The organism is Leucobacter albus (assembly GCF_039528015.1).
Taxonomy (GTDB): domain Bacteria; phylum Actinomycetota; class Actinomycetes; order Actinomycetales; family Microbacteriaceae; genus Leucobacter; species Leucobacter albus.
Genome location: NZ_BAAAKZ010000003.1, coordinates 545,860 through 558,158, shown reverse-complemented (window position 1 = coordinate 558,158; position 12,299 = coordinate 545,860). Strand labels below are relative to the sequence as shown.

At 67.7% G+C, this 12,299-nt stretch carries 12 protein-coding genes; all 12 read right to left on the bottom strand.

Going from position 1 to position 12,299, the window contains the following annotated elements:
• Window positions 1-12 precede the first annotated feature (12 nt).
• The 12 genes from ABD115_RS06205 to rpsD all read right to left on the bottom strand — a co-directional run bounded on the left by ABD115_RS06205 (window position 13) and on the right by rpsD (window position 12,279).
• Window positions 13-1,566, bottom strand: coding sequence for an HNH endonuclease signature motif containing protein (locus tag ABD115_RS06205; protein WP_343959294.1), 1,554 nt, complete (start codon window positions 1,564-1,566; stop codon window positions 13-15).
• A gap of 69 nt (window positions 1,567-1,635) precedes the next feature.
• The gene (locus ABD115_RS06200; protein WP_343959293.1) at window positions 1,636-2,205 is read right to left on the bottom strand and encodes an RES family NAD+ phosphorylase; all 570 of its coding nucleotides are present in this window, start codon (window positions 2,203-2,205) and stop codon (window positions 1,636-1,638) included.
• Window positions 2,206-2,314: 109 nt separating this feature from the next.
• Window positions 2,315-2,668, bottom strand: coding sequence for a helix-turn-helix transcriptional regulator (locus ABD115_RS06195; RefSeq protein WP_343959291.1), 354 nt, complete (start codon window positions 2,666-2,668; stop codon window positions 2,315-2,317).
• Between the two features lie 38 nt (window positions 2,669-2,706).
• On the bottom strand, window positions 2,707-3,789 hold the full coding sequence (gene aroB / locus ABD115_RS06190; RefSeq protein ID WP_343959870.1) for a 3-dehydroquinate synthase: 1,083 nt from the start codon (window positions 3,787-3,789) through the stop codon (window positions 2,707-2,709).
• 2 nt (window positions 3,790-3,791) lie between these two features.
• Window positions 3,792-4,457 (bottom strand): shikimate kinase, encoded by a 666-nt coding sequence (locus tag ABD115_RS06185; RefSeq protein ID WP_343959289.1) that lies wholly within the window; start codon window positions 4,455-4,457, stop codon window positions 3,792-3,794.
• A gap of 299 nt (window positions 4,458-4,756) precedes the next feature.
• Window positions 4,757-5,953, bottom strand: a complete 1,197-nt coding sequence (gene aroC / locus ABD115_RS06180) for a chorismate synthase (RefSeq protein ID WP_343959287.1) — start codon at window positions 5,951-5,953, stop codon at window positions 4,757-4,759.
• 5 nt (window positions 5,954-5,958) lie between these two features.
• Window positions 5,959-6,831 carry a shikimate dehydrogenase family protein gene (locus tag ABD115_RS06175; protein ID WP_343959285.1) on the bottom strand — a complete coding sequence of 291 codons (873 nt, stop codon included), beginning with the start codon at window positions 6,829-6,831 and terminating at the stop codon, window positions 5,959-5,961.
• A 3-nt stretch (window positions 6,832-6,834) separates the two neighbouring features.
• Window positions 6,835-7,977, bottom strand: a complete 1,143-nt coding sequence (gene mltG / locus ABD115_RS06170; protein WP_343959283.1) for an endolytic transglycosylase MltG — start codon at window positions 7,975-7,977, stop codon at window positions 6,835-6,837.
• Window positions 7,974-8,483, bottom strand: coding sequence for a Holliday junction resolvase RuvX (ruvX, locus tag ABD115_RS06165; RefSeq protein ID WP_343959281.1), 510 nt, complete (start codon window positions 8,481-8,483; stop codon window positions 7,974-7,976). The genes mltG and ruvX overlap by 4 nt, the downstream gene beginning before the upstream one ends.
• A 2-nt stretch (window positions 8,484-8,485) precedes the next feature.
• Window positions 8,486-11,170 carry an alanine--tRNA ligase gene (alaS, locus tag ABD115_RS06160; RefSeq protein WP_343959279.1) on the bottom strand — a complete coding sequence of 895 codons (2,685 nt, stop codon included), beginning with the start codon at window positions 11,168-11,170 and terminating at the stop codon, window positions 8,486-8,488.
• Between the two features lie 115 nt (window positions 11,171-11,285).
• Window positions 11,286-11,507, bottom strand: a complete 222-nt coding sequence (locus ABD115_RS06155) for a hypothetical protein (protein WP_343959277.1) — start codon at window positions 11,505-11,507, stop codon at window positions 11,286-11,288.
• A 142-nt stretch (window positions 11,508-11,649) separates the two neighbouring features.
• Window positions 11,650-12,279 (bottom strand): 30S ribosomal protein S4, encoded by a 630-nt coding sequence (rpsD, locus tag ABD115_RS06150; protein ID WP_343959275.1) that lies wholly within the window; start codon window positions 12,277-12,279, stop codon window positions 11,650-11,652.
• Window positions 12,280-12,299 lie beyond the last annotated feature (20 nt).

The following is a 12,299-nucleotide window of genomic DNA, read 5'->3' as shown; positions in this document are numbered from 1 at the left end:
GCGTTCGCGCAGTCAAGCGCGAGCCCCAAGCACCCCTCCGGCTGCCCGAAACCGCACCCTGCTCGCCGGCCGGTCGCGATGGCTTCGACCGGTCGGGCTGACCCAGTTCATGTCTCCATTGGGTTGCTGCGACACCTGCCAGTCAGTGTGGTGTTTCAGCACGTGATGCCCGCGGCACAGGTGAGCCAGGTTGGTCGTCGAGGTTTCTCCCCCAAGTGCCGCATCGCGCGTGTGGTCGATGTCACAACGGTGGGCGGGAACGCGGCACCCGGGAGCCCTGCAGTGCAGGTCTCTCGCGCCAAGCAGCCGCCGCATCTGCGGGGTGGGTCGGTAGCGGTTGACCGAGAGCACCGTGCCCCCGACGTCAATCGACACCAGCTCCCAGCCCGACGCGGTCGCGGCAAGCTCGCGCGCCGTGCCCGCGTCAATCGGGCCGTGGCCGATGAGCTCGGCAACGGGCCGCTCGTGCTGCCACTGCCCTCGGAGGGGCCGCTCGGGCCCACCAGCGGCCAGTGCGAGACTCCTCACGACGCCACCAACGACGCCACCAACGAAGCCGCTTTCGGTACCACTCTCACGAGCTCCGTTAAGCACGGTGCCGTGTTCGAGAAGCTCGCTGGGAACAACCAGCTGAATGTGCCCGTCGATTCCGCTCGCGGCACTCGCTGTTGCCCCTTCCCCTCCGAGCAAGAGGTCGCAAAATACATCGGCACGCACCGCAGCCACGCCTCGAGACGCGCCGGCTATCGCCGCGTCGGCTGCTTCAGCGCCCCGTGCTTGCGCGCCCCCTGCTTGCGCGCCCCCGTCTTCGCTACCCGCGGGCAGCTCCGCAACGGTAGCCAGCTTCTTTGCCACTCGGGCAACTCGGTCGAAGATGGCGTGGGCTTCGGGTGCTGGCAGGTGCGCGATCAGGTCAGACATGCCATCGCCAGCATCGACCACTCGAATGCACCGCTTCTGGGCAGCCCGTTCGTGTTGCTGCTCGACCGTCTCTTGCGAGTGCGCGGCAGCGAGTCGACGCGCAACTGGCCGCAGCCGGTTGGGGCTCTCGACCCGGGCGATGTCAAGCACCGCCCGCTCGTAAGCGGCGAGGCGCTCCGCCTGCTCGACCGAGCCTGGCGCCGTCAGCACGCACCCCTCGTTCGCGATCGTCTTGAGATGGTTCAAAGAAATCTCGCCCTCGCTCAGCGCACCGAGCGTTTCGCGGAAGTGATGCTTCGCGTCGTAGGCGGTTTGAAGCAGCCGCTCAGCGACTGCCTCGCTCTCGTGGAGCAGGGCAGCCACCTCGAGCCGCAGTGAGCGGTAGGCCAGCTCGCGCTCCGGCGCACGCCCGGCGGCGCGGTCGCGAGCGGGAGCGCGAGGGCCAACCTCGCCCCCTGGAGCCCCAGCGCCATCCTGGCGAACACGCGAGCCGTCGGCGCCGAGTGCGATGTCGAGCGCGTCGGCGAGTTGCGTGAGCTGCGCGGCCTCAAGGCCTCGCTTGGCCCGCTCTCCACACTCAAACTCGGTCAGCGCCAAGTCAATACCCCGAATCTGATTCGGGTCGAATCGTCCACTTGCTGTCATGTGTAAATCAAAACACAGACCACCGACACTTAGCGAAAGCGAAAGCGAAAGTGAGAGCGCCGCTGGCGACTACCCGACCTCGCGATACAGCACGGTAGCCGCCTCGATAACCGCGGGGTGCTCAACCCCAAGCGACTGAATCCCGACGAGCTCGAGACCCGAAGGAGGCGCGGCGTCAGCCCCCCAGAGCATCACGGAGGTCGCCGACGGCAACTGTGACGACCACCACGAGAGGCCACCGTGCTCCGACGCATGCGACGCAAACACCCGCCTCGCGATGCCCTGAGTAACGCCGAGGTTGTGCACCACCACCTCGCTGGGCCGCACGCGAAGTGCGCTCAGCGCCGCAGCGTCGTCAAGGTCAACGAGCGGCAGCCCGGTGAAACGAAACTCCGCGATCGCGCGCGGCTCCCCCGAAGGGGCGAGAAACACCTCGGGAATCCACCGGCGCTTATTGTAGAAACTCTCGGCAATGGCGCCAACCGCCGATCGTGAAAAATACCACGAGTCGTAGAGGTCGGCATTGTCCCAGCGCCCGTGAAACTGCGGCCGCGGCACGAACGACCAGTGCCCAGGCTTACCCGGCCGCGCACCGGCCACCCGCGGGTAGCACCGAAACAGGCGCAACTGCTCGGTCACAGCTCAGCGCCCCACTGGCCACGGTCGCCCCGGCGAGCCCCCTGGCCCCAGCGACCCCGGCGAGCACACTGGCCGCGGTCGCCACAGCGACCCCGCACGCACGCACGCGTCACGCGTACGCGCCCTCATCTTCGGCGTCGATCGCCCCGATCACCTCGGCGACGCGACCGAGTTTGATGCACTCGCGCGGGGTCGCGCCGCGCAGAAACTGGTTGGGCGAGTCGAGCCAAATCGGCACGACCTTCGTGTGCATCGTCGACTCCGCCCTCGCGATGATGTACGCGAAATCCATAATCGACCGGGCCGACTCGGCCGACGGCAGCTGCGCGCCCTGCTTCCACCGCGTTACCTGCGAGGGCTTCACGCCGAGCAACTCGGCGAGTAGCGCCCCGTTGCCCGCCGCTCCGAGCAGCATTCGGAAGCCGTCGGCGAAGCCGGGCTGCTGCGGGACTGAAATGCTCATGCCACCAGTGTACGCGCAATTCTAGAATTGCGCGATGGCTAGCTGGCGATCTCCTGGTAGGCAAACTGCAGCATCGAGTCATCAACGCCAGCGAGCACGCGCGGCTTTGCGACATCGTCGAGCACGATAAACCGCAGCATCCCAGCGCGCGCCTTCTTGTCACGCTGCATCGCGGCGAGCAGCCCTGGCCAACGGCCCCCGGGGTATGACAGGGGCAACCCCAGCAGCGTGAGCACGCGCCGATGGCGCTCAACGACCTCGTCTGAGAGCGCGCCGGCCATACGCCCGAGCTCGGCGGCGTACATCATGCCGATCGAGATCGCGACGCCGTGTCGCCACTGGTAGCGCTCGGCGTGTTCGATGGCGTGCCCGAGTGTGTGGCCATAGTTGAGAATCTCGCGGATCCCGCCCTCCTTGAAATCCTCCGACACCACCCGCGCCTTCACTCCGACGGCAAGCTCAACGACGCGCTGGAACTCCGGGGTCGTCGGGTCGGTCGCGCGCTCAACGTCGGCCTCGATGATGTCGAGAATCTCGGGCTCGGCAATGAAGCCACACTTCGCGACCTCGGCGAAGCCCGCGAGGATCTCGTTCTTCGGCAGGGTATCGAGCACGGCGAGGTCACAGATCACCGCGGCCGGAGGGTAGAAAGCCCCAACGAGGTTTTTGCCCTCGGCGGTGTTGATGCCGGTCTTACCTCCGACGGCCGCATCGACCATGCCGAGCACCGTCGTCGGCAGCTGCACGAGCTTCACCCCACGCAGCCAGGTCGCAGCAACGAACCCCGCGAGGTCGGTCACCGCTCCCCCGCCCAGGCCAATAATCGCGTCGCTCCGCGTGAAGTCTGCCTGCCCGAGAATCTGCCAGCAGAACGCGGCGACCTCGACCCGTTTGGCTGACTCAGCATCGGGCACCTCGGCGAGGATCACCTCCCCGTAGTGTTGCTGCAGCGAGGTGCGCAGCTCGTCGGCGAGGCGGCCCACCGTCGACGTGTGCACGATCAGCACCTTCGCGACGCGGCTTCCCAGCGCGGCGGGCACCCGGTCGAACAGGTCTCGGCCGACGGTGATCGTATAGTTCGTCTCCCCGGTGACGGCAATTTCGCTGACGGTCGCTGGCATGCTCACGACTGATCCTCTCCTAGGGTATTTTCCGATCGCGTGCGCTCGGCACGCGCGTTCTCTGGGCCCGGGCGCGCTTGCCGCTCCGGGTGCTGCTCGCGCTCCTGGCGCCGCTCGCGCCCCTGGCGCGCTTGCCGCTCTGGGCGCGACTGCGACTGCTGCTGGCGCTCGGGGTGCGCCGCGAGATACTCCCGCCTCGCATATGATCGCACCCACTGCACCACGCGCCTCGCGAGCTGATCTTTGCCCGCCCGGTCAGTGCGAAACGTGATATCGGCGACCTCGAGGTAGAGCGGCTTGCGCTCCTGCAGAATGCGGCCCCACGCCGATGGGTCGTCTCGCAGCAGCGGGCGGCGCGCCAGGTTCGCCGTGCGCAGCACGGCCTCCTGCGTGGTCATGAGCAGCACGGTCGGGTGCTCCTTGAGTAGCTCTCGGGTGCGCTCTGAGAGCACGGCGCCGCCGCCAAGCGCGAGTACCCGGCTGCCGGGCTGCGCCAGCTCCTCGGCGATAATCTCTTCCTCGATGCGCCGAAACTCCTGCTCGCCGTTCGCCGCAAAAAAGTCGGTAATTGCGCCGTGCTTGCGCACGAACACAACGTCGCTATCGACAAACTGCACGCCGAGATCTTTCGCGACGCGGCGCCCGAGGCTCGTCTTACCCGCGGCCATCGGGCCGACAAACACTATCGTGCGCGTCGGCAGCCTATTGCCGCCGCCGCGGCGACGGCGACGGCGCTTGGCGCTGCGGGCCGGCTGGGCGCCCCGTGCCCCCGCTGGCCGGGACGGCTTCGGCACAGCGCCGCTAGCAGCCGCGCTCTCAGCACCGGCACCGGCACCGGCGCCGCCACCGCCACTGCCGCCGGTACTGGCACCGCCGGCAGGCTTAGGCGCGGGCCGCGGGCCGCCGCCGGGCTCGGGAACGATCGGAGCGGGAGCCCCCGCTCGCCTCCCCGCCCGGCGCGATCCGCTCACGACTCTCGGGCGGTTGCGAGCTGCTCGGGAATCGCGGCGAGGAAGCCCTCGAGGTTTCGGCGGGTCTCTGCGACGCTGTCGCCGCCAAACTTCTCGACAACGGCCTCGGCGAGCACGAGCGCAACCATTGCCTCGGCCACGACACCGGCGGCGGGCACCGCCGAGACGTCAGAACGCTGGTGGTGGGCCTTCGCCTCCTCGCCCGTCGCGACGTCGATCGTCGGCAGGGCGTGGGGCACCGTTGCGATGGGCTTCATCCCAGCGCGCACGCGGAGCACCTGCCCGGTCGTCATGCCACCCTCGATGCCGCCGGCGCGACCCGTGTCGCGCACGATCTCGCCGTCGCGCAGGTGAAGTTCGTCGTGAGCGGCGGATCCGCGGCGTTTCGTCGTTTCGAACCCGTCGCCGACCTCGACGCCCTTGATCGCCTGAATTCCCATGAGCGCGCCGGCGAGGCGCGAGTCGAGCCGCCTGTCCCAGTGCACGTACGACCCGAGCCCAGGGGGCAGGCCGTAGGCGAGCACCTCAACGATGCCGCCGATGGTGTCGCCTGACTTCTTCGTGTCGTCGACCTCGGCGACCATCCGGGCGCTCGTCTCTCGGTCGAAGCAGCGCAGCGGGTCGGCGTCGAGCGCCGCGACGTCTTCCGGGCGCGGTAGCGTGGCGGTCGCCGGCGCGACGACGTCGCCGATCGAGACGGTGTGGCTCACGAGGCGGATCCCGAGCTCAGAAAGAAACGCGCGCGCGACGGCGCCGAGCGCAACACGCGCGGCCGTTTCCCTCGCGCTTGCGCGCTCGAGCACGGGGCGCGCCTCGTCAAAGCCGTACTTCTGCATGCCGACGAGGTCGGCGTGGCCGGGGCGCGGCCGAGTGAGCGCCGCTCCGCGACCGCGCGACTTTTCAGACAGCTCGGTCTTCTCGGCGCTCATCACCTCTGACCACTTTGGCCACTCGGTGTTGCCGATGCGAATCGCGACGGGGCCGCCGATGGTGACGCCCTGCACGACGCCGCCCGAGAGGTTGAGCTCGTCTTGCTCAAACTTCATGCGGGAGCCGCGGCCATAGCCGAGCTTTCGGCGCGCGAGGTCTTCTCGGATCGCATCGAGAGTGATCGGCACGCCAGCGGGCATACCCTCGATGACAGCAATAAGTTCAGGGCCGTGGGATTCCCCGGCGGTAAGCCAACGAAGCATAGGTTCTATCTTTCCACACTCGCGGCGCGCATTTCGGCGAGCACGTCTTCCTCATGGCTCAGCGGCGTGTCGGGGTCGCCGTTCAAGAACACGCGCACCTGCACCAGCGCCTGCTCCACGAGCATGTCGAGCCCGGCGTGGGCAACGCCGCCGGCGGCCCTCCAGCGCGCAGCGAGCGGCGACGGCCAGGGGTCGTAGGCGACGTCGAACAGCGGAACTGCGAGCAGCGAGCCTGGCAGCTGCACCGCCTCACCGCCGGGCCCGGGGAGCGTCGAGATCACGAGCGTCGGCGCGAACTCCGGCGCCTCACCAAGCGAGATCGCCGACATCCCGTCGCCGAAGCGCTCTGCTAGGGCGGCTGCGGCCTCGGGCCGGCGCGCCGCAACGGCGATGCGCTCGGCACCGAGGGAGCGCGCGGCGAGAATCGCCGACACGGCGGTTGCGCCGGCCCCGAGCACAACCGTGTCGCGCGCGTCGAGCCCTGCGCGGCGCATCGCGCGCGCGAGCCCGGCTACGTCGGTGTTAAATCCCGCCCAGCGCGGCGAGCCCGAGGGGTCGTCGGCGAGTCGCAGTAGCGTGTTCACGACGCCGCTTTCCGCGGCAATCGGATCCACCACGGCCGCGAGCCGCGCCGCCTCCTCCTTCAACGGCATCGTGAGCGACAGCCCCCGCCACTCGGGGCCAAGCCCGGCGAGAAACTCGCCGAGCCCTGGCCAATCGAGATCGAACGCGTCGTAGCGCCACGGCAGCCCGAGCGCACGATACGCTGCGCCGTGGATCGCCGGCGATTTTGAGTGCGAAATGGGTGTGCCGAGCACCGCGAGGCGTGACGGCGCGGGCGAGCGCAGCTCCGCGTCGCTCGGGTGGGAGTCAGTCATCGCCTAGTCACAGTACTTTCCACCCTCGGCGCGGTGCGTCGTGCACCAGTCCGCGAGCTTCTGCACGTTCCGGTCGTGCTCCTCGATTGTCTCGGCGAACTCGGTCTCGCCGCTCGACAGGTCGATTGGCATGAAGTACAGCCACGGGCCGTCTGCCGGGTTCGTCGCCGCCTCAATTGCGGTGTCGCCGGGGAGCCCGATCGGGCCAGCTGGCAGCCCCGGGTTCGCGTAGGTGTTATAGATATTCGACTTGTCGGCGCGCTCCTCGGGCGTTGTCCACACGGTGTGGGTGTTGCCCGTGCCGTACGACACCGTGGCGTCTGACTGCAGCAGCATGCCGCTGTCTATGCGGTTCAAGAAGACGCGCGCGACCTTCGGGAAATCCTCGAGCCGCGAGCCCGCCTCGCGCTGCACCATCGCGGCGAGCGTCAGCACCTGCCAGGCGTCCTCGTCGGCGACGCCGTGTTCTGCGAGCGCCTGCCACATGCGATCAACCATCGTCTGAATGATCGACTCAGCGGTTGCGCCAGGCTCGAACGTGTAGGTCGCAGGGAACAGGAAGCCCTCGATCGACGGGAACTGCTCGGGGATGCCGAAGGCGGCCGGGTTCGCCGCCGCCGCCTGGAACTCCTCGAAGGGAATATCGACAACGCCGGCGGTCAGCTCGAGGGCGTCGAGAGCAGCCGTGCCCTCGGGAATTGTCACCGTGAGCTCCATGCGGTTGGCTTCGTCGGTGAGCGCCGCGAGCGCGGCCTTGGCGCTCATCTGCTGCTTCAGACGGTAGGTGCCGACCTGAAAGTGCACCTCTTCGTCTTGCTGCAGCAGCAGATCATAAAACGCCTCAGACGTTTTCACGACATCGGCGGCGGCGAGCGATGCGGCGACGTCTGAGCCGATCTGGCCATCGGTGATGGTGAGCAGCACCTCGCCGTGCCCCTCGCCCTCGTAGTCGTTCGTCGTCCAGCCGAGCGCGACCGAGATGCGGTCTCCGAACACGTTCCACATGTAGACGGCGCCGCCGCCGACGAGCAGCAGCATCACGATCAAGACGGAGGAAATAACGATGCGCCCCCGCTTGCGCGAGCGGCGATCTTCTTCGCTCAGCGCGTGTTCGCGGCGCCCCCGGCGCGTTTCAAGATCGGTCACGGCGCTTCCTCGTTCCTTCGAAGTGCTTCGGCCGGGGTCACGAGCTCGCCCGGCGGTTCGTTTCTGTTGCGCTCGACGTCGAGCGCGTGCTGCAAGATGACCACGGCTGCCGCCTGGTCGATCACGCCACGGCTGTTCTTCGTGTTTCGCCCGGCCTGGCGAAGCTGTCCCTGCGCCGAGACGGTCGACAGCCGCTCGTCGACGAGCCGCACCGCCGCGAAGCCAGCGAGCAGCGTCGCGAGCCGCTCGGCAAATGCTACGGCATCGTCGGTCGACGGCGTACGCTCGCCCCGCAGGTTCAGCGGCAGCCCGACGATCACCTCGACTGCTCCGAGCTCGCCCGCGATCTCGGCAATCCGCGCGAGATCAGCGCCGGCACTGTCGGCGCTGGCAGTCTCCCGTTTCACGGTCTCGACCGGGGTCGCGAGCATGCCGTGGAGGTCGCTGCGAGCGACCCCCACCCGTGCCTTGCCGACGTCGACGCCGAGCCGCACACCTGCGCGCACGGCTACGCCTCGATCGTGCGGCGCATCTCGGCGAGAGCCGCGGGAATCTGCGCAGGGTCAGTGCCGCCGCCCTGGGCCAGATCGGGCTTGCCGCCTCCGCCACCGCCCAGCACCTGAGCGCCGCGCTTAACAAGATCGCCGGCCTTCACGCCAAGCTCGCGGGCAGCCGCGGTCGTCGCCGCGATCACCACGGGCTTGCCGTCGCCATCGCCTGCGACGGTGCCGGCGAGCATCACGACGCCAGCCTCACCGCCAAGCTTCTCACGCAATTGCGTAACGAGCCCGCGCACGTCGTCTGGGGAGCCGACCGTGCCGAGATCCGCCGAGACCAGTTGCACCGCGCCGGCCCGCTCAGCGCTCGCAAGCAACGCGGGTACGCGCTCTGCGAGCTTTGCAGCCTCGAGCGCGGCGATCTTCTTCTCTGCGGCGCGCAGCTGCGCACCGAGGTCTTCGACCCGTGAGACAAGCTCGGTGCGCGGCACGCGCAGGCCAGAGGCAAGCTGCTGCACGATCATGCGCTCGGCAGCGAAGCTCTGGAACGCCTCGAGGCCGACGAGCGACTCAACGCGCCGATTCGTCGACCCGACCGAGCTCTCGGAGACGAGGTTGATCATGCCAACCTCAGCTGCCGTCGCGACGTGCGTGCCTGCGCACAGCTCGCGCGACCAGTCGCCGCCAATATCGACGACGCGCACGCGCTCGCCGTACTTCTCGCCGAACAGCGCCATCGCGCCCATCGCCTTCGCGTCGTCAAGCGCCATCTCCCGGGTCACGACCTGGTAGTTCGAGCGGATCGCGAGATTCGAGATCTCCTCGATCTCGCTCTTCGTCTCGCCGCTCAGCGCCTCGGAGTGCGTGAAATCGAGCCGCATGTACCCGGCCTTATTGTACGACCCTGCCTGGTGCGCATTCGGGCCAAGCACGTCGCGCAGCGCCGCGTGCACAATGTGCGTTGCGGAGTGCGCCTGGGTGGCCCCGCGGCGGTAGTCGGCGTCGACGCGGGTTTCGGCGCGCGCGTCAAGGCCGATCACGCCGAGCGACACCTTGACGGTGTGCACGATGAGACCGGGAACGGGCTTCTGCACGTCGAGCACCTCGGCTTCGAAGCCGTCGCCGACGATCACGCCGTTATCGGAGTCTTGACCGCCAGACTCTGCGAATAGGGAGGTCTCGGCGAGCACGAGCTCGGCGAGCTGCCCCTCGCGCGCCTCGGTCGCGGGGAGCCCGTCGACGACGATGCCGAGCACACGACTCTCGTGCGTGAGCTGGTCGTATCCAACGAACGCGGTCTCGCCGAGGCCACGCAGCTCCTTGTACACGGCGAGGTCAGCGCGCTGGCCCTTCTTGGCCTTCGCGTCGGCCTTCGCGCGGTCGCGCTGCTCCTGCATGAGCGTCGCGAACACATCGCGATCCACGCTGACACCGGCCTCCTCGGCGATCTCGAGCGTCAGCTCGACCGGGAAGCCGTGAGTGTCGTGCAGCAGGAAGGCAGTGTCGCCGTCAACGCTTGCAGCTCCCCCGGCCGATTTCGCGCCGGCGACGGCAGATTCGATTGCGGTGTCGAGAATCTGAATGCCGCTCGCGAGGGTGCGCAAGAAGGTCTTCTCCTCGGCGTACGCGACTCGCGAGATAAAGTCGAAGTTCTCGGCGACATCGGGGTACGCCGCCTGCATCGCATCGCGCGACACAGGGAACAGCTCGGAGAAGCTCGGCCCCTCAACGCCGAGCAGCCGCATCGACAGCGTGACGCGGCGCAGCAGCCGCCGCAGAATGTAGCCGCGGCCCTCGTTCGACGGGGTCACGCCGTCGCTGATGAGCATGAGGCCGCTGCGCACGTGGTCGGCGATAACGCGCAGCCGCACGTCGTCGTCAATGTTCGCGCCATAGGTCTTGCCGGCGAGAGCGGCCGCACGGTCGAGCACAGGCCGCACCTGGTCGATCTCATACATGTTTTGCACGCCCTGCTTAATGAAGGCGACGCGTTCGAGGCCCATGCCCGTGTCGATGTTTTGCTTGGGCAGGTCGCCGACGATCGTGAAGTCGAGCTTCGACTTCACATCGGCGATCTGGTACTGCATGAACACGAGGTTCCAGATCTCAACGTAGCGATCGTCGTCGGTGGCCGGGCCGCCATCGATGCCGTACTCGGGGCCGAGATCAAAGAAGATCTCTGAACAGGGGCCCGCCGGCCCCGGCTGGCCCGTCGACCAGTAGTTCGTGTCTTTGCCGAGCTTTTGAATGCGCTCGAGCGGCAGCGAGGAGTGCTCGAGCCAGAGCTTCAGCGCCTCCTCGTCTTCTTCGTAGACCGTGACCCAGAGATCGTCTGGCGAGAAGCCGAGGCCACCGTCTGCCTCGGGAGTGGTGAGCAGCTCCCAAGCGAACTTGATCGCGCCCTCCTTGAAATAGTCGCCAAACGAGAAGTTGCCGCACATCTGAAAGAAGGTGCCGTGACGGGGGGTCTTACCGACCTCCTCGATGTCATTCGTGCGAATGCACTTCTGCACGCTCGTCGCCCGGTCGTACGGCGCCGGGACGAGCCCCGAGAGGTACGGCACGAACGGCACCATGCCGGCGACCGTGAACATCAGGCTGGGGTCGTCACTCACGAGCGAGGCTGAGGGCACAACCGTGTGCCCTCGCTGCTCGAAGAAGTTGAGCCAGCGGCGTTGAATCTCGGCGGTCTGCATGTGAGGTGCTTCATTCCTTCATGGTGCGTGGGCCCCGGCACGAATCTGCCGAGCGCCTGTGAAATATAGATCTGTGCGGGGGGGCAAAGGCTAGACGTCGCCACCCGCCGCACGGCTACGAGTCTTTCGCGTCGAGGCCCTTGAGCGTGCGCTCGAGCTCCTCGTCAAACTGCTCGCGCTCGGCGGCTTCGTACCCGCTCGTAAACGCGTTGGTCAGCTCGGCGAGCCCACGGTTCAGCCGCTCGAAGAAGCGGCGCCCACCCGGGCTCTGATTAACGAAGTGGGCGGCAACAAAGCCCGTCGCCACTCCAAATACGAACAACACAAACTTCCGCACGTGTTCCACCCTCCTGCGGTTTCGCGGCGACGCCCTGCGCGCCGCGCAACAATACGGGTCAAGCTTAACCGGTAACGCATGCTGGAAACGCCTGAGGGCGCTGGATTCCGTGTGGATTCCAGCGCCCTCAAGACTTTCAGACTTAGCGGCCCGAGTAGTACTCGACCACGAGCTGCACTTCACAGGTCACTGGGACCTCTGCGCGCTTCGGGCGGCGCAGCAGGCGCGCCTCGAGCTTGTCGAGTGCGACCTCGAGGTAACCGGGAACTGCGGGCAGTACCTCAGCGTGGCCACCTGCGGCAGCGACCTGGAACGGCTCGAGAGCCTCCGAGCGCTCCTTGACGTGGATGAGCTGGCCCGGCTTCACGCGGAACGACGGGCGGTCAACGAGCTTGCCGTCGACGAGGATGTGGCGGTGCACGACGAGCTGGCGAGCCTGTGCGGTGGTGCGGGCGAAGCCTGCGCGCAGCACGAGGGCGTCGAGACGCATCTCGAGGAGCTCGACCAGGTTCTCACCGGTCAGGCCGTCCTGACGACGAGCCTCGTTGAAGGTGATAACGAGCTGCTTCTCGCGGATGCCGTACTGAGCGCGCAGACGCTGCTTCTCGCGGAGGCGAACTGCGTAGTCGCTGTCGCTCTTACGCTTGGTGCGGCCGTGCTGGCCGGGGCCGTAGGGGCGCTTCTCGAGGTAGCGAGCTGCCTTCGGGGTGAGCGCGAGGCCCAGCTGACGCGACAGACGCGTCTGCGAGCGGGTACGTGACGTAGTCGACACGGGTATCCTTTCGGGTTTCT

Excerpts from the sequence above, each read along its gene's own strand:
- ABD115_RS06205 (WP_343959294.1), bottom strand. The coding sequence starts at position 1,566 with ATGACAGCAAGTGGACGATTCGACCCGAATCAGATTCGGGGTATTGAC.
- ABD115_RS06195 (WP_343959291.1), bottom strand. The coding sequence starts at position 2,668 with ATGAGCATTTCAGTCCCGCAGCAGCCCGGCTTCGCCGACGGCTTCCGA.
- aroB (WP_343959870.1), bottom strand. The coding sequence starts at position 3,789 with ATGCCAGCGACCGTCAGCGAAATTGCCGTCACCGGGGAGACGAACTAT.
- ABD115_RS06185 (WP_343959289.1), bottom strand. The coding sequence starts at position 4,457 with ATGGCCGCGGGTAAGACGAGCCTCGGGCGCCGCGTCGCGAAAGATCTC.
- aroC (WP_343959287.1), bottom strand. The coding sequence starts at position 5,953 with ATGCTTCGTTGGCTTACCGCCGGGGAATCCCACGGCCCTGAACTTATT.
- ABD115_RS06175 (WP_343959285.1), bottom strand. The coding sequence starts at position 6,831 with ATGACTGACTCCCACCCGAGCGACGCGGAGCTGCGCTCGCCCGCGCCG.
- alaS (WP_343959279.1), bottom strand. The coding sequence starts at position 11,170 with ATGCAGACCGCCGAGATTCAACGCCGCTGGCTCAACTTCTTCGAGCAG.